This window comes from Legionella longbeachae (genome assembly GCF_004283175.1).
GTDB classification, from domain to species: Bacteria; Pseudomonadota; Gammaproteobacteria; order Legionellales; family Legionellaceae; genus Legionella; species Legionella longbeachae.
Genome location: NZ_RXNW01000006.1, coordinates 184,585 through 199,207, shown reverse-complemented (window position 1 = coordinate 199,207; position 14,623 = coordinate 184,585). Strand labels below are relative to the sequence as shown.

Below are 14,623 nucleotides of genomic sequence, written 5' to 3'. Positions count from 1 at the left end.
AGTGCAGGACTCCTGGATTGCGTCGACAAGCTGCAGAACGTCAAGGAGTAGAGCTAGACCTGATATCTAGACTTGTGTAGAGGGTTCAGTGCCTCACGGAAAGGCAATGTTGCATAGTATAATAAAACAGTAAATTGGGCTTTGGTTCAACACGAAGTAATGAATAAAGCAAGCAAAATAAAAAACGAAGGTAACAGAAATAATCAGGGGGATGAAGTATGAAAAAATGGGGACTTGCTGCGATAGTATATGTTCTGGTACATCATGTTGCCTTTGCACAACAAAATTGGAATCAATGGGTTGCTGGAGTTAGAGCAGAAGCCTTACAACAAGGGATTTCCCCTGAAATTTTTGATGAAGCATTTGCAAACATCCATGAACCAAGCCATCAAATTAAAGGACTTTTGCATTCGCAACCTGAACATCGATTAACTTTTATTAAATATCGCAACACGCGCGTAGATAGCTATAGAATTGCTATTGGCCGTAAAGAATACAAACGTAATCAAGCCGTCTTGGATGCAGTGGCGAAACAATATGGGGTTAATCCCTGTTTTATTGTCTCATTTTGGGGCATGGAAACAAGTTATGGTACTTATATGGGGAATTTCCCTGTAATAAAGGCATTAGCAACTCTCGCTTATGACTCTAATCGCAAAGAATTTTTCCGTAAAGAATTATTTATTGCCTTACGAATTCTTAATGAGGGTCACGTGGATTTGGCAGATTTCAAGGGTGAGTGGGCTGGAGCCTCGGGGCAACCGCAATTTTTACCTTCAAGTTGGGTAAAATATGCTGTTGATTATGATGGTGATGGACGCAAGGATATCTGGAGGAGCAAACCCGATGTATTTGCTTCAATCGCAAATTACATGAAACAAAATGGTTGGCAAACAGGGGAACCTTGGGCTATTCAAGTCAAGTTGCCTCCCAAATTTAATATGGCGATGGCAGGTAAAACAATAGTAAAACCTGTAAGCGAATGGAATGCCGTAGGGGTACGTACAGAAGATGGACAGCCTTTACCCTATCAGAATTTGCAAGCAAGTATTGTCCAACCATTGGGTGGCCCGACTTTTCTTGCTTTTCCCAATTATAAGATGATTTTGCACTATAATAATTCTATCTATTATGCTGGAGCTGTAGGATATCTAGCAGATAAAATTTGTCAGGGACAACAAAGAAGGTAATCCATTATGGACAGTTATCTTGATAAGACAGCCAGTTTGACTCCTTTAGCGAAAAGGATAATTTGTGACAAGGCTACAGAATATCCTCATACAGGCGCCTATAATGTTCTGGTGACTCAGGGGACTTATTTATGCAGGCGTTGCGGTTTGGCCTTATTTCGCGGATCGAGTCAGTTCAGCTCTGGATGTGGTTGGCCAAGTTTTGATGATAATGTTGTCCATTCAGTAAAGCAGGTTCCTGATCGTGATGGTCAGCGTATGGAAATACTATGTTCACGATGTGAGGCTCATTTAGGTCACGTTTTTACCGGGGAATATTTCACCCAAAAGAATTTGCGCCATTGCGTTAATTCAGCTTCTATAGATTTTGTCGCCGATAATCAGGTTTTAGACACTGAAGAGGCCATTTTGGCTGGTGGATGCTTTTGGGGGGTTGATCATTTTATAAAGCAAATTTTCGGGGTTCTTAAAGTTGAAGCAGGTTATACCGGTGGTGTTACTTTGGAGCCCAGTTATGAACAAGTGTGTCAGGGAAATACCGGGCATTATGAAGCGGTGCGGGTTATTTTTGATAGAGACAAAACAGATTATTATCATGTTTTAAAAAGATTTTTCGAAATTCATGACCCAACGCAAAAATCAGGACAAGGCCCTGACATCGGACAGCAATATCAAAGCGCTGTTTTTTATTACAACCAGGAACAGTTAGACGAAGCCGAGCTATTAATCCAAATGTTGCAAAAAAAAGGATATCAAGTTGCTACGCATCTTCTTCCTGCCCAAACATTTTGGCCGGCAGAAGCATATCATCAAGATTATTATGAGAAACATCATAAAGCACCTTATTGTCATCAGCCAGTAAATCGATTTGATTAATTTTTTTTGGGGTGTGTCAGGGGATGGAACATGGAATTTACTCTTCGAGTTGCTACAAAAAAAGATCTAGAAAAGATCGCTTTCCTAGTAGAGAAATTAGGGGAATATGAACGTAAAAAGCCTGGGGCAATGAGTTTAACTCTGGATAAAATCGCAGCCCATGGCTTTGGTAAAAATAGATATTTTTATATCTTGTTAGCTGAATATAAGAAAGAACCAGCAGGTTATGCCTTATATTTCTTCTCTTATTCTGCTGCTGATGGTGCCCCTGTTCTTTATGTGGAAGATTTATTTGTGAATGAAAAATATCAAAATCATGGTTTGGGCACTTCTTTATTGTCCTATCTTGCTCGTTTGGCACTCGAGAAACAATGTTGCCGCATGGAAGGGCATGCATTTACCTGGAATAAAAAATCCATTCAATTCTTTGAGTTTTTAGGCGCACATCCACGCACCGATCTATTGCAATTTCGCTTGGCCGGTGACTGTTTAGAACAATTGGCGGCTGGTAAGCTTAGCTAATCCTAGAAAAAGCAGCAGCCAACAGGTTTTTCCAAAATAATGGGTAGCGAAGCAGCACCTGCCATTTTAAAGCTGAATTCGAGCTTTAGTTGTTTTATTGAAAACAAAAAAGGGATAAACTATGATTAAATTATCAACACAATTTTTAATGGCAAGGAATTACCATGCCTTCGCTAAAACCAAACGGCATTATCCCATTCCAGGTTGATTTTAAAAAAAATGGAATGGATGTTTCATCTAGAGAACAAGCGATTATCATCTTGGATGAAGTAGCCAGGTTACATGCTCAAGGGGCAAAAACAGTTGGAATTACATACTCTGCCAATCAAGCGCAAACAGATAAAATTTTAGACACTTATGGACAAGGTGATTGGAAAACAGGCACAATAGGATCAAATCAAGCATCTGTAATTTTTGAAATTGAAAAGTTATTAACCGAGACCAAATATCAACATTTACAGGGCGTATACAGGACGATTCCCATTACCACAATGAAGTACAGTAATGGGCAAGCAGTGACCGCGGATGATGTTTCAGTACAGAAAAGTCTTGAGTATGCCTCCCAATTAATGGCTAATGGAGGCATGTTGTTAGGATGGAGAAATCAAAGTACTCCCCAGGGACACTTGGCGATTGGGGGTGGGGTGGCTGCTAATGTACAAACATTAGATCAAAAGCACATAATTAATAAGTGGGTACAGAGTCATTTATTCTAATGACCCACTTCGACATCAATAATATCTGGAGATACTATGGAAGATCCGCATGAGAAACACAAAGAAGAACAGCATGAGAAACATAAAGAAGATCTGCAAGAAATTGCACTAACAGCTCCCACAACAACAGTAGTAACTCCTCAGCCTGATTCTTTGACTACTGATCATGACGAAGAGGAAGAGCAAGCCAAAAAGCAACAAAGTGTGATGGTGCAAAGCGCGGATATGGAGAGGCTTTTAAATGACTATAAAAAGTTTTGCAAAAAACAAAATCCTCCAATAGACGTAAAGGATGATCAGCTAAAACCTGATGATGAGGGCCGAGTTACTTTAGATTTCGGAACTCCTGAGCAGATGACGGATTTCTTTAAACAGCAAGCCGAAAATGGAAACCGTTTTGTAATGATTGATGCGGAAACGAATAAGGTTCTCGCTTACTCAAACGGAGACGGCAAGCTTTATAGGCCAGGACTTGGAAAAGATAAGGAGCCTGAAGAGATTACTGGTAAGTCTCTGCTGCCTACTAAAGAGCAAATGAAGGACCTTCCTGACCATAAAGATTTTAAAATGCCTGAGCCGGCGGGTCCTAAAGTAGAGAATAAATAGTTTTCAGGAACTATATACGGTTTGAGGTTGAATAAAAAAATAGGGCTTGGGAGAAAATTACACTAGCTCTTCTTTTTTATACTGCGCGTCAGCTTCTTTGGCCTTACGCTGATTTTCGTGTAATTGTATTTCATTAAGTTGCTGTTGCCATAAGGCAGCAGCTTGAACTTTCAATTGATTTATCTTTCTTAGCAATAATCCCAAATGAGTTGCGAGCATAGGCAGTTTTTTAGGGCCAAATACAATTAAGGCAACAATCAATATCACCAGGAGTTCACCACTCATAAGGATTTGTCATCCTCTTTTGGTGTTTGAGGTTGATCCTCGTTTAATGCTTTACGGAAATTGCGAATGGCTTCGCCAAGATCAGAACCTATGGTTTTTAATTTAGAAGTGCCAAAAAGAATAATAACAATAACCAAGATTAATAATAAAGAAAGAGGGCTGATACCGCTTAGTCCCATTTTTAATTCCTCATGCTACGGTTAAGAAGAACAAACAATCCTGTGATAGTGGCTCCTATAAAAGCTAAAGGAGCAAGCTGTGTGTGCTGCACAAGATGCCAATAATCAAGCATACCTATTAGAAGGAAAGAAATACTTGCTCCAGTGGCAATACTTTTCCAGTGGACTGCAGTTTTTTCATCTTCCCGTTTTGTATGGATTAAATCCTTTTTATCGGTGATTAACTCTTCCCTTTTTAATTCAAGAAAATCAAAAATTAATTTTGGCATATTAGGCAATTGCTCTGCAAAAAAGGGCAGATTTTGTTTTAATTGGCTGAAAAAAGCCTTTGGCCCAATTTGTTCTTTTACCCATTTTTCAAGAAAGGGCTTTGCTGTAGTCCACAAGTCAAGCTCAGGGTAAAGTTGACGTCCCAGACCCTCTATAGCCAACAAAGTTTTTTGCAATAAAACCAGCTGGGGTTGTACTTCCATATGAAATCGCCGCGCCACTTGAAAAAGGCGCAAGACTACTTGTGCAAATGAAATGTCTTTTAAAGGTCTTTCAAAAATAGGCTCGCATACCGTACGAATTCCGCTTTCAAACTCATCAACCCGAGTATCGCGGGCAACCCAACCTGACTCCACGTGCAATTGAGCAACGCGGCGGTAGTCTCGATTAAAAAATGCCAAAAGATTTTCAGCTAAATAGCGCTTGTCATTGTCATTTAATGTGCCCATAATGCCAAAATCAATACAAATGTATTGAGGATCTTTAGGGTTTTTATAGGAAACAAAAATATTTCCAGGGTGCATGTCAGCATGGAAAAAACAATCGCGAAATACTTGCGTGAAAAAAATCTCTACTCCGCGTTCAGCCAGTTTTTTTATATCTATGCCGTGTGCTTGCAAGCTGCTTATGTCTGATACAGGTATACCATGAATTCGCTCAAGAACCATTACGTTAGAGCGCGAGTAATCCCAGTATACTTCCGGGATATACAAAATAGGGGAACCTTCAAAGTTTCGCCTTAGTTGAGCGGAATTAGCGGCTTCCCTTTGTAAATCGAGCTCATCAAGCAAAGTATGTTCAAATTCAGCGACAATTTCTTTGGGCTTCAGGCGTCTAATTTCAGGCCAATACCGATCTGCCCATTTGGCTATGGTATGCATAATACTTAAGTCATTCTCAATAACACGCCGCATATTGGGTCTTAGCACTTTGACGATGACCTCTTCCCCTGTTTTCAGTTTTGCAGCATGTACTTGGGCCATGGAGGCTGATGCTAAAGGGACGGGGTCAAATTCAGCAAAAACTTCATAAGGAGACAAGCCATAGGCTTTCTCAATAATTGCCATTGCTTTGTCACTGGGAAATGGGGGAACCTTATCTTGTAATTTACTGAGCTCAATAGCGATATCTATAGGTAAAATATCAGGGCGGGTGGAAAGTGCCTGGCCAAATTTAATGAAAATGGGTCCAAGTGCTTCTAATGAAATACGTAGGGCTTCTCCATGTGTTAAATGTTCTTTACGAAACCAGTTCCAGGGATTTAAATAAACCATGAAGCGAAGCGGCGCAAATAACCTTAGGGACACGACTACATTATCCAGTCCGTTTTTTGCCAGGATATAGTTAATATGAATAAGGCGGATGAGTTTTTTAATGGATTTCATAATGATTTATTAGTTGATTGACATGGGCTTGTAAGCGTTCGACACTTAAGGACAGTTCATCAATCTCTGCAAAAAAATCTTCCAGTTCATATTTTGAAGGCACGACACGCAACTCTTCTTGTAAGTACTCAGCCATATTTTGGCGTATTGATTCATCAACTTGCTTTTTGAATTGGAGCCCTTTGCGAAAAAAAGAACCAATTTGGTGTGCCACCACATCACCGGTGAAATGAGCGAGGTGGCCTTCCCAGTCAATGTCCATTTCATCAAATAATTTTTTAATGTGCTGTCCTAGCTCGGTGTCTCCGGTGATGCGAATTTTATCATTAAATAGAGAGCGGGCTTTAGATGCTGGTAATAAACTAAGGCGGATTAAACCTAAAGGACTGCTGTGAATGACGGTATCTGCTTCTTTATCATAATGGCCAAGCAGGACAATTTCGCGATTTTCAAACAATATGAAAAAATTAACATTTAATGGGCTAATAACCATTTCGATACATTTTTTGTCCAGCGCTTGCAATTTGGCAGGCATGCTTTCATCAAGCTGGACTGCTTTGTTTATGGCTTTTTGAAGGGCTTTTAAAGAATATTTTTTTAGCATAATCAACTCAATATTTATAGGCAATGTGCAAGGCAACTATGCCGCCGCTTAGATTGTCATAACGACAGTCTTCAAATCCTGCATTTTCGATCATTTTTTTGAGCTCTATTTGATTTGGATGCATGCGTATGGATTCAGCAAGATATTGGTAACTGGCTTCATCTTGCGCAAAAAACTTCCCTATTTTAGGTAAAATATGAAACGAATACCAGTCATAAATTGGTTTTAAACCTGGGAGTGTCGGTGTGGAGAACTCGAGAATCAGTACTTTTCCTCCGGGTTTGCAGACCCGATATATCGAGCGTAGTGCTTCTTCTTTATCGGTCACGTTTCTTAAACCAAAGCCCATGGTAATGCAATGAAAACTATTGTCCGCAAAAGGCAGACACTGGGCATTGCCCTGTACATAGTCAATGTTTTTATATAAACCTTCATCTAACAGACGATCACGACCTACATTGAGCATGGCTGAATTAATATCAGTAAGAATAACACGACCTGTGTCCCCCACTTTCTTGCACAATAAACGCGTTAAATCACCACTACCGCCTGCTAAGTCTAAAACAAATTGTCCGGGGCGAACGTGGCTAAGTTCAATGGTGTAGCGTTTCCATAAATGATGAATACCAAAAGACATCAAATCATTCATTAAGTCATAGCTTTTTGCTACAGAATGAAAAACTTCCGCCACCTTTTTTTCTTTTTCATCCCAAGCGACAGTAGTGTATCCGAAGTGGGTATTTTTGTCTTGATCAGCCATAAAAATACAGGTTTGCCATTAAAAACTTGATATTAACTTATTTTAGGCAAGATACCCAGCCTTCGCTCCCTTATTCGGGATCTAACCCAACTGAATAAAAATAATAATCTTATCAAATGGAGCTAAAATTAAAAATAATTATTGTAAAACGATAATAAATTATTATAATTCATCATCATTATTTAATAAGGAGTTTTCATGAATAAAATAAAAAATACCAGTCACAAGCTCTATTTGTTTTTTCGATCACTTTGTTTTCTTATTCCGTTAACACTAGCGTTTATGATTTTAGTTAAATTCGATCGGATGTTCGATTTAGGATGTTGGTCTACACTGATTTCTCCTGAACACATCTATGATCTAAAACATTTTTCTTTAGCCCACCGCGGTATTATATTAGCAATTGAAGGCTTACCTCTCTCAATTACAATTTTGATTTGTTATAAACTTGCTAAATTATTTAAACTTTTCGAACAAGGGTATCTATTTGAGGAGGACAATATCAAATTAGTTAAACAGATAAGTATTTACATGATAGTAGGGGAGCTCATTCAGCTTATTTATCAACCATTAATTACTGCTGCCCTTACTTTTAATAACCCGGTAGGTGAACGCTTTATAAGTATTACTTTGAATTCAACAAATTTATCTACTTTAATCACCGCATTTATTATTTTAGTTGCATCTTGGATTATTCAAGAAGCACATCAATTAAAGTCAGAAACACAATTAACAATCTAAGGAATATTCCCGTGTCAATTATTGTTAACTTGGATGTGATGATGGCAAAACGTAAATGCAGGCTTAAAGAGTTGTCTGAGGCAATAGGAATTACTGAGGCAAATTTATCTATTTTAAAAAATGGTAAAGCCAAAGCGATACGTTTTGCTACATTGGAGGCAATTTGTACCTACCTTAGTTGTCAACCCGGAGACATTCTTGAATATCAAAGTGACAGGCAAGATGAATAAAAAACCAAACTATCTTCTTTACCTGTTTTCGCTAACTTGTTTTTTGAGGACCAACGATTGAATTGTTGCTAAATAGAATTCCAGAATCCAAATTCTATGGGTAGATCTCCTTTAAGTTGGACCACAGCCCATCATGGAGCATCAGTCTCGCCATTGCAAACCCATTTTATACGTGATATTAGAATCGTTCTATTATGAGGTTGCTCTTTTTCATCAATCGATTAGAGTAATCTCTTGGGTTCATCTTCAAAATGTAGAGGGATCAATATCTTCGCCGCATAAGTTAGCTAATGTGCGCAGATAAAGAGCCTCATCGGGTGGTAAATTATTTTTTTGTGCAAGCCAAAGAAATTCGGCCAGTTGCTCCATTAATAAATGCTCAACGGTCATGGGATCATTGTATTTTTGAATTAATTTCGTGTAGATGGCACTTATTCCAACAGGGCGATTAGTAGTCACTTGCTCCCTAATGGCAAGATGAAGGCCCATATGCAAAAAAGGGTTAGGCTCTCCCTGCTCCGGGAGATAGGATTGTTGTTGAAATTTATCCTGATTCTCAAGAATCTTATGGTATTCAGGATGGGCGAGAATGACTTGAACAATTTCATTTTCTAAAGGAGATAAGAGTTTCTTTTGTTGAAATTTTTCCCAGCTTGAAAAAAACATTTGCCGGGTGTCCTGAATGGTATCGCCATAAAACATGTATTGCTCAAAATTTATAAAAATATAAGTTTAGCTGAAGCGTACTAGAACGACAATAGACCTTTTGGGAAAACCTATTGCTTAAAATGCACGCTCTTGAGTTGACATGGATCATTGGTTATGAGATATTCCGCGTTGCGAGGTTGGACTTGCTATGTGTCATTCCACTGGGTCAATTGGCGACACACTGATTGGCCCTTTCTATTCTAGGCCTATTTTTCAAGAAATGCTGAAATTAAATGGAAGCTATCCATTCCTAACTTAACTCCTATAAAAGCCATAAGTAGGCCGCTAGTGAGCTCAATTCCTTTCCATACGTTCGCTTTTGTTAAAATGTCAGAAAAATATCTGGCCGTAAAGGTTAATGAGCTGAACCAAATAAAGCTTGATGTGAGTACACCCAGCAGGAAAATATGTTCTTTATTGGGATATCCGCTACTGCCTCCACCTATAATAACCAAAGAGTCGATAATTGCATGAGGATTAAGTATACTAAATCCCAAGGCTAAAAGTATTATTTGAGTTTTGGTACGGGGCTGGGCTGCATTCTCAGAGGTTTCCTCAGTTTTTGAAAAAGCATTTGCAAGAGCCTTTGCAGAATAAAAAAGCAAAAAGGCAGAGCCGAGAAGCAGCATCCAGATTTGTAAAACAGGACGAATTATGAGTAATTCATGAAGACCTGCTATACTGCCACAAATTAAGATAAAATCACAAATAAAACAAATAATAGCGGAAAGGATTGCATGGTTGTTAAGCGCTCCTTGTTTGATTAAAAAAACATTTTGTGGCCCTAAAGCGATGATTAAGGATAAGCCTAAAAGCAAGCCATCAAGATAAACAAACATAATAACGATATAAAAAAAATCAAAGATAGCTATTATAACATTGCAACTTATGTATTGTGGAGTATAAAATGCGTCGGTTATTCTGACTCCATAAGATAGGCATACAAAATAAGAATAAATAGGAGGGGGCGTGGGCTCTTTGTTACTAAGAAAGCTAATTGTCACTGCAACGGTGGCTGTGCTTGGCATGACAGGTCAATTATTACAAGCGGAAAATGCACCTGCTCAAGAGAAATTGACAGTTATTGATGGATATTATCCTGCTTATCCACCTACAGCTCCAGCTACCGGTGAGCAGCAATCTTTAATTCAGAAAGGTGAATATTTAGCAAAAATGGGGGATTGTATTTCCTGCCATACTAATGTTAAAGGAGGTACCCCGGCTTATGCAGGAGGATTACCTATAGCCACGCCTTTTGGAACTTTTTATAGTCCCAATATTACTCCAGATAAGGAAACCGGTATTGGTAAGTGGACTGAACAGGATTTTATTCGTGCCGTAAGGGAAGGACGTGATCCTCAGGGTAGAAACTATTTCCCGGTATTCCCTTATATTTATTTTTCAAAAATATCTGATGAAGATGCACGTGCAATGTATGCCTATTTCATGAGCTTACCACCAGTTCATCTCGAAAATAAATCATTGCCTTTCCCATTCAACGTTCCTGGAGCCCGTTTTACACTTTGGGGATGGAACATTTTATTTTTCTTTCCGCAAGATGGCGTGTACCAATATCAGCATGATAAATCTCCAGAATGGAACCGCGGAAAATATATAGTAGACGGTTTAGGCCACTGCAGCATGTGCCATACCCCACTAAACGTATTCGGGTCTCCAAAAACCAGATATTATTTAACAGGCGGTTTTATTGATGGTTATTGGGCACCTAATATTACTAAATATGGGTTGGAATCAGCCACGCATCAAGAAGTTGTTGATGTGTTTAAACACGATAAACTGATTAACAATGCTGGTCCTGTAGCTGGTCCTATGGCTGAAGTGAATCATAACAGTCTGATGTATTTAACAGATGCTGATAGAATGGCGATTGCAACTTATCTCAAAACAGTCGTCAGTGAAGAACCTTTAGGGCTGCCCGCTTCAGAAAAGCCACCTACTCTTTCTCGAGGAAAGGAAGTTTATTTCACTGCCTGTGTTATTTGTCATCAAGAAGGAGCAATGACCGCCCCATTAATGGGTAATTCATCCGGCTGGTATGAACGGTTAAGAACAAGCGGTTTAAATGGATTATATCGCCATGCTATCCATGGGTTTAATTTCATGCCGGTGAAAGGGGCTTGTGTTACTTGCTCTGATAACGACATTATTTCCGCTGTGGATTATATATTAGATAAATCATTAACTCGTACCCAATTATTGAACCTCCAAAAGGGAGGAGCGAAAAAATATCCTACTAACGGAGAAACTATTTATAATGAAAATTGTGCTGTTTGTCACAATGAAGGAAAAGACGGCGCACCTAAGTTAGGGGATAAAGCAGCGTGGCAACCTTTAATTGCAGAAAATATCGATGTTCTCATTGAAAATACTGTTAATGGAAAGAACCATGCGAAAAACGGTGGTTGTAAACACTGTTCAACCGATGAAGTAATCGAAGCAATTAAGTATATGGTTAGTAAATCTAAAACTGAAGGAAACTACTCTTTGTGGTAAATTGAACTTTGAGCCAAGGCCTGAAAAAAACTCAGGCTTTGCTCAAGAAGAAGGGCGTATGCGTTATGTTCAAGCTAAGGTATTGCTTATGACCTTTTCTTGAATGGAGATATTGATTGAATTGAAGAGCCAATTATCTGAATATAAGGCATGGGAACTTTTTAATGTCTATTATTCAAACTTCAATGATAAGACGAGGAATGGGGATGTTAAACAGGTTAAAAATCTGTAAATTAATAATAATGCTGGGTGTCTGGTGCGGAAGCCAGCCAATATTTGCAGCTGCAAATAATTGGCAGCTGAATATGTATGAAGGTGTTACTCCTATCAGTAAGGATGCTTATTACCTGCATATGGTCTGTATGGCTGTATGTGCCGTAATAGGTGTTGTTGTCTTTGGGGTAATGATTTACTCTATGATTCATCATAGAAAATCCAAAGGCTATAAAGCGGCATCATTCCATGATAATCCCCGATTAGAAATTTTCTGGTCTGTTATCCCGTTTTTAATTTTGGTTGGACTCGCAATACCAGCGACCCGTGTTCTAATGCGTATGGATGATACGAGACAATCAGAAATTACTGTAAAAATAGTGGGATATCAATGGAAATGGCAATATGAATATCTAGATCAAGGTATAAGCTATTTTAGTATTTTATCTACCCCATTCAATCAAATTGAAAATACTCAAAAAAAGAATGAGTGGTACTTATTGGAAGTCGATAAGCCATTAGTCTTACCTGTTAACAAAAAGGTCCGCTTTCTCGTTACCTCAAATGATGTAGTTCACTCATGGTGGGTTCCTGAATTAGGTATAAAACGCGATGCAATTCCGGGATTTATGTATGAAGCCTGGGCGACTATTGAAAAACCCGGTACTTATAGAGGGCAATGTGCTGAGCTATGTGGGGTTAATCATGGATTCATGCCTATTGTGGTCGAGGCAGTAAGCCAAGACGATTTTGATAAGTGGGTTGCTTCACAAACTAAATCAGAAGATAAATACGCTAATGAAGAGGCGGCTGAGGCTGTACAAAAAACTATGACTCGAGACGAATTGCTGGCATTTGGGAAAGAAAAATATGACCAAATCTGTTCCCCCTGTCATAGACCAGATGGTATGGGTATTCCTCCGTTGTATCCAGCACTTAGAGCAAGTTCTGTAGCTACAGGCCATCCTATTTCACGTCATATAGATGTGATTCTTCATGGTATTCCTGGCTCAGCAATGCAACCCTATAAAGATCAACTCACTGATGAAGAAATAGCGGCTATCGCCACTTATGAGCGTAATGCTTGGGATAACAACACTAACGAGTTAATTCAACCCGCGGATGTTGCGGCACAACGAAAGAATGCTAATCAACAACCAACCATGGTTAATAAAGTTCAAGCTGGAGGTTTGCAATGAGTAGTTATACATTAGCACATGATGAAAAACACGATGATCATGGACCTGAGCAAGGTAAAGGTGTTTTAGGATTTATAAAACGCTGGTTGTTTACTACGAACCACAAAGATATCGGTACACTTTATTTGTGGTTGGCAATGATTAGCTTCTTTGTCGCAGGGGGAATGGCCTTGGTGATTCGTGCAGAATTATTCCAGCCCGGCCATCGTTTTGTTGATCCAAACTTTTTTAATCAAATGACAACACTGCATGGATTAATCATGTTATTTGGTGTTGTTATGCCCGCATTTACAGGAATAGCCAACTGGCAGATCCCAATGATGATTGGTGCGCCAGATATGGCATTGCCCAGGTTAAATAACTGGAGTTTCTGGATTTTACCTTTTGCATTTACTTTGTTGCTGTCAACAACTTTTCATGCAGGTGGCGGCCCTAATTTTGGTTGGACGATGTATGCACCATTATCAACTACATACGCTCCTCCAAGTACAGATTTTATGATTTTCTCAATTCATATGATGGGTCTTTCGTCCATTATGGGTTCCATTAACATCATTGCAACTATCCTAAACTTACGTGCGCCAGGAATGACCTTGATGAGAATGCCCATGTTTGTTTGGACCTGGTTAGTTACGGCATTTCTATTAATTGCAATTATGCCTGTATTGGCAGGAGCAGTAACCATGATGTTGGCTGACCGACATTTTGGGACAAGCTTTTTTAGCGCAGCTGGTGGTGGCGATCCAATACTTTTTCAACACGTATTTTGGTTCTTTGGACATCCTGAAGTTTATGTTTTGGTAATGCCAGCTTTTGGTGTTATTTCAGAAGTAATCCCTACCTTTAGCCGTAAGCCTTTATTTGGTTACTATTTTATGGTTTATGCGGTTGTGAGCATTGCAATATTGTCCTTTATTGTTTGGGCTCACCATATGTTTACAACGGGTATACCTTTAGGTGCAGAATTGTTCTTTATGTATACTACTATGTTAATTGCAGTACCTACAGGGATTAAAGTATTTAACTGGGTAAGTACCATGTTCAAAGGGTCTATGACCTTTGAAACCCCAATGTTGTTTGCATTAGCGTTTGTATTCTTATTTACCATTGGAGGGTTTACAGGTTTGATGTTGGCCTTAGTCCCTGCAGACTTCCAATACCAAGACAGCTATTTTGTTGTTGCTCATTTTCACTATGTTCTAGTTCCTGGAGTAATATTCGCCCTTTTCTCAGCTACATATTACTGGCTTCCTAAATGGACTGGGCATATGTACAACGAGTGTTTGGGTAAATGGCACTTTTGGTTATCAGCAATTTCAGTAAACATCGCGTTCTTTCCCATGCACTTTTTAGGATTGGCAGGCATGCCAAGAAGAATTCCAGATTATGCGCTGCAATTTACTAATTTTAATATGATTTCTTCAATTGGTGCTTTTATCTTTGGTTTTACCCAATTACTCTTTTTATATAATGTAATTGCTACTGTCAGGAAGAAAGGAACTAATAAGGATGTTGCCGCAGCACGATCATGGGAAGGCGCTTTTGGGCTAGAGTGGACTTTACCTTCACCACCACCATATCATACATTTTCTACTCCCCCTAAGTTAGATTTATAGGTGTATTTA

At 39.0% G+C, this 14,623-nt stretch carries 17 protein-coding genes; 10 read left to right on the top strand and 7 right to left on the bottom strand.

Features of this window, described 5'->3' with window-relative positions; genetic code table 11:
* Positions 1 to 218 precede the first annotated feature (218 nt).
* The 5 genes from EKG34_RS08025 (at position 219) to EKG34_RS08005 (ending at position 3,910) form a co-directional block, all read left to right on the top strand.
* Positions 219 to 1,190 (top strand): lytic murein transglycosylase, encoded by a 972-nt coding sequence (locus EKG34_RS08025; RefSeq protein ID WP_003633571.1) that lies wholly within the window; start codon positions 219 to 221, stop codon positions 1,188 to 1,190.
* 6 nt (positions 1,191 to 1,196) lie between these two features.
* On the top strand, positions 1,197 to 2,066 hold the full coding sequence (locus EKG34_RS08020; protein ID WP_003633569.1) for a bifunctional methionine sulfoxide reductase B/A protein: 870 nt from the start codon (positions 1,197 to 1,199) through the stop codon (positions 2,064 to 2,066).
* A 30-nt stretch (positions 2,067 to 2,096) separates the two neighbouring features.
* Positions 2,097 to 2,588 (top strand): GNAT family N-acetyltransferase, encoded by a 492-nt coding sequence (locus EKG34_RS08015; protein WP_003633567.1) that lies wholly within the window; start codon positions 2,097 to 2,099, stop codon positions 2,586 to 2,588.
* Positions 2,589 to 2,752: 164 nt separating this feature from the next.
* Complete coding sequence (locus tag EKG34_RS08010) at positions 2,753 to 3,304, top strand: hypothetical protein (RefSeq protein WP_003633565.1); 552 nt, start codon at positions 2,753 to 2,755, stop codon at positions 3,302 to 3,304.
* Between the two features lie 36 nt (positions 3,305 to 3,340).
* Positions 3,341 to 3,910: a hypothetical protein gene (locus tag EKG34_RS08005; RefSeq protein WP_003633564.1), complete on the top strand. Its 570-nt coding sequence runs from the start codon at positions 3,341 to 3,343 to the stop codon at positions 3,908 to 3,910.
* 57 nt (positions 3,911 to 3,967) lie between these two features.
* Here the strand turns inward: EKG34_RS08005 and EKG34_RS08000 are convergent, their stop codons facing one another.
* From EKG34_RS08000 to ubiE, 5 genes are read right to left on the bottom strand one after another with little or no spacing between them, the layout of a single operon-like run.
* Positions 3,968 to 4,195: a Sec-independent protein translocase subunit TatA/TatB gene (locus tag EKG34_RS08000; RefSeq protein ID WP_003633563.1), complete on the bottom strand. Its 228-nt coding sequence runs from the start codon at positions 4,193 to 4,195 to the stop codon at positions 3,968 to 3,970.
* Positions 4,192 to 4,374, bottom strand: a complete 183-nt coding sequence (tatA, locus tag EKG34_RS07995; protein ID WP_003633562.1) for a twin-arginine translocase TatA/TatE family subunit — start codon at positions 4,372 to 4,374, stop codon at positions 4,192 to 4,194. The genes EKG34_RS08000 and tatA overlap by 4 nt, the downstream gene beginning before the upstream one ends.
* A gap of 2 nt (positions 4,375 to 4,376) precedes the next feature.
* The gene (ubiB, locus tag EKG34_RS07990) at positions 4,377 to 6,029 is read right to left on the bottom strand and encodes a ubiquinone biosynthesis regulatory protein kinase UbiB (RefSeq protein ID WP_003633561.1); all 1,653 of its coding nucleotides are present in this window, start codon (positions 6,027 to 6,029) and stop codon (positions 4,377 to 4,379) included.
* Entirely contained in the window at positions 6,016 to 6,633 is a 618-nt protein-coding gene (locus EKG34_RS07985; RefSeq protein ID WP_003633560.1) for a ubiquinone biosynthesis accessory factor UbiJ, read from the bottom strand. Before EKG34_RS07985 ends, ubiB begins: the two co-directional genes overlap by 14 nt.
* A 7-nt stretch (positions 6,634 to 6,640) precedes the next feature.
* Entirely contained in the window at positions 6,641 to 7,393 is a 753-nt protein-coding gene (ubiE, locus tag EKG34_RS07980; protein WP_003633559.1) for a bifunctional demethylmenaquinone methyltransferase/2-methoxy-6-polyprenyl-1,4-benzoquinol methylase UbiE, read from the bottom strand.
* 198 nt (positions 7,394 to 7,591) lie between these two features.
* Here ubiE and EKG34_RS07975 point away from each other — a divergent pair, with 198 nt between their 5' ends.
* Together EKG34_RS07975 and EKG34_RS07970 are read left to right on the top strand one after the other, a co-directional pair.
* Positions 7,592 to 8,134, top strand: a complete 543-nt coding sequence (locus EKG34_RS07975) for a DUF2975 domain-containing protein (RefSeq protein ID WP_003633558.1) — start codon at positions 7,592 to 7,594, stop codon at positions 8,132 to 8,134.
* An 11-nt stretch (positions 8,135 to 8,145) separates the two neighbouring features.
* Positions 8,146 to 8,364, top strand: coding sequence for a helix-turn-helix domain-containing protein (locus EKG34_RS07970; protein ID WP_003633556.1), 219 nt, complete (start codon positions 8,146 to 8,148; stop codon positions 8,362 to 8,364).
* 246 nt (positions 8,365 to 8,610) lie between these two features.
* Here the strand turns inward: EKG34_RS07970 and EKG34_RS07965 are convergent, their stop codons facing one another.
* Together EKG34_RS07965 and EKG34_RS07960 are read right to left on the bottom strand one after the other, a co-directional pair.
* The gene (locus EKG34_RS07965; RefSeq protein ID WP_003633554.1) at positions 8,611 to 9,066 is read right to left on the bottom strand and encodes a DUF1841 family protein; all 456 of its coding nucleotides are present in this window, start codon (positions 9,064 to 9,066) and stop codon (positions 8,611 to 8,613) included.
* Positions 9,067 to 9,278: 212 nt separating this feature from the next.
* Entirely contained in the window at positions 9,279 to 9,911 is a 633-nt protein-coding gene (locus EKG34_RS07960) for a LysE/ArgO family amino acid transporter (protein WP_012978744.1), read from the bottom strand.
* Positions 9,912 to 10,041: 130 nt separating this feature from the next.
* Here EKG34_RS07960 and EKG34_RS07955 point away from each other — a divergent pair, with 130 nt between their 5' ends.
* From EKG34_RS07955 to ctaD, 3 genes are all read left to right on the top strand, one after another.
* Entirely contained in the window at positions 10,042 to 11,586 is a 1,545-nt protein-coding gene (locus tag EKG34_RS07955; protein WP_012978745.1) for a c-type cytochrome, read from the top strand.
* A gap of 206 nt (positions 11,587 to 11,792) precedes the next feature.
* Entirely contained in the window at positions 11,793 to 12,998 is a 1,206-nt protein-coding gene (gene coxB, locus EKG34_RS07950) for a cytochrome c oxidase subunit II (protein WP_003633548.1), read from the top strand.
* Positions 12,995 to 14,614 carry a cytochrome c oxidase subunit I gene (gene ctaD / locus EKG34_RS07945; protein WP_003633544.1) on the top strand — a complete coding sequence of 540 codons (1,620 nt, stop codon included), beginning with the start codon at positions 12,995 to 12,997 and terminating at the stop codon, positions 14,612 to 14,614. The genes coxB and ctaD overlap by 4 nt, the downstream gene beginning before the upstream one ends.
* Positions 14,615 to 14,623 lie beyond the last annotated feature (9 nt).

Excerpts from the sequence above, each read along its gene's own strand:
- EKG34_RS07985 (WP_003633560.1), bottom strand. The coding sequence starts at position 6,633 with ATGCTAAAAAAATATTCTTTAAAAGCCCTTCAAAAAGCCATAAACAAA.
- tatA (WP_003633562.1), bottom strand. The coding sequence starts at position 4,374 with ATGGGACTAAGCGGTATCAGCCCTCTTTCTTTATTATTAATCTTGGTT.
- coxB (WP_003633548.1), top strand. The coding sequence starts at position 11,793 with ATGTTAAACAGGTTAAAAATCTGTAAATTAATAATAATGCTGGGTGTC.
- EKG34_RS08025 (WP_003633571.1), top strand. The coding sequence starts at position 219 with ATGAAAAAATGGGGACTTGCTGCGATAGTATATGTTCTGGTACATCAT.
- EKG34_RS07965 (WP_003633554.1), bottom strand. The coding sequence starts at position 9,066 with ATGTTTTATGGCGATACCATTCAGGACACCCGGCAAATGTTTTTTTCA.
- EKG34_RS08015 (WP_003633567.1), top strand. The coding sequence starts at position 2,097 with ATGGAATTTACTCTTCGAGTTGCTACAAAAAAAGATCTAGAAAAGATC.
- EKG34_RS08010 (WP_003633565.1), top strand. The coding sequence starts at position 2,753 with ATGCCTTCGCTAAAACCAAACGGCATTATCCCATTCCAGGTTGATTTT.
- EKG34_RS07975 (WP_003633558.1), top strand. The coding sequence starts at position 7,592 with ATGAATAAAATAAAAAATACCAGTCACAAGCTCTATTTGTTTTTTCGA.
- ubiE (WP_003633559.1), bottom strand. The coding sequence starts at position 7,393 with ATGGCTGATCAAGACAAAAATACCCACTTCGGATACACTACTGTCGCT.
- ubiB (WP_003633561.1), bottom strand. The coding sequence starts at position 6,029 with ATGAAATCCATTAAAAAACTCATCCGCCTTATTCATATTAACTATATC.
- ctaD (WP_003633544.1), top strand. The coding sequence starts at position 12,995 with ATGAGTAGTTATACATTAGCACATGATGAAAAACACGATGATCATGGA.
- EKG34_RS08005 (WP_003633564.1), top strand. The coding sequence starts at position 3,341 with ATGGAAGATCCGCATGAGAAACACAAAGAAGAACAGCATGAGAAACAT.
- EKG34_RS08020 (WP_003633569.1), top strand. The coding sequence starts at position 1,197 with ATGGACAGTTATCTTGATAAGACAGCCAGTTTGACTCCTTTAGCGAAA.
- EKG34_RS07960 (WP_012978744.1), bottom strand. The coding sequence starts at position 9,911 with ATGTTTGTTTATCTTGATGGCTTGCTTTTAGGCTTATCCTTAATCATC.
- EKG34_RS08000 (WP_003633563.1), bottom strand. The coding sequence starts at position 4,195 with ATGAGTGGTGAACTCCTGGTGATATTGATTGTTGCCTTAATTGTATTT.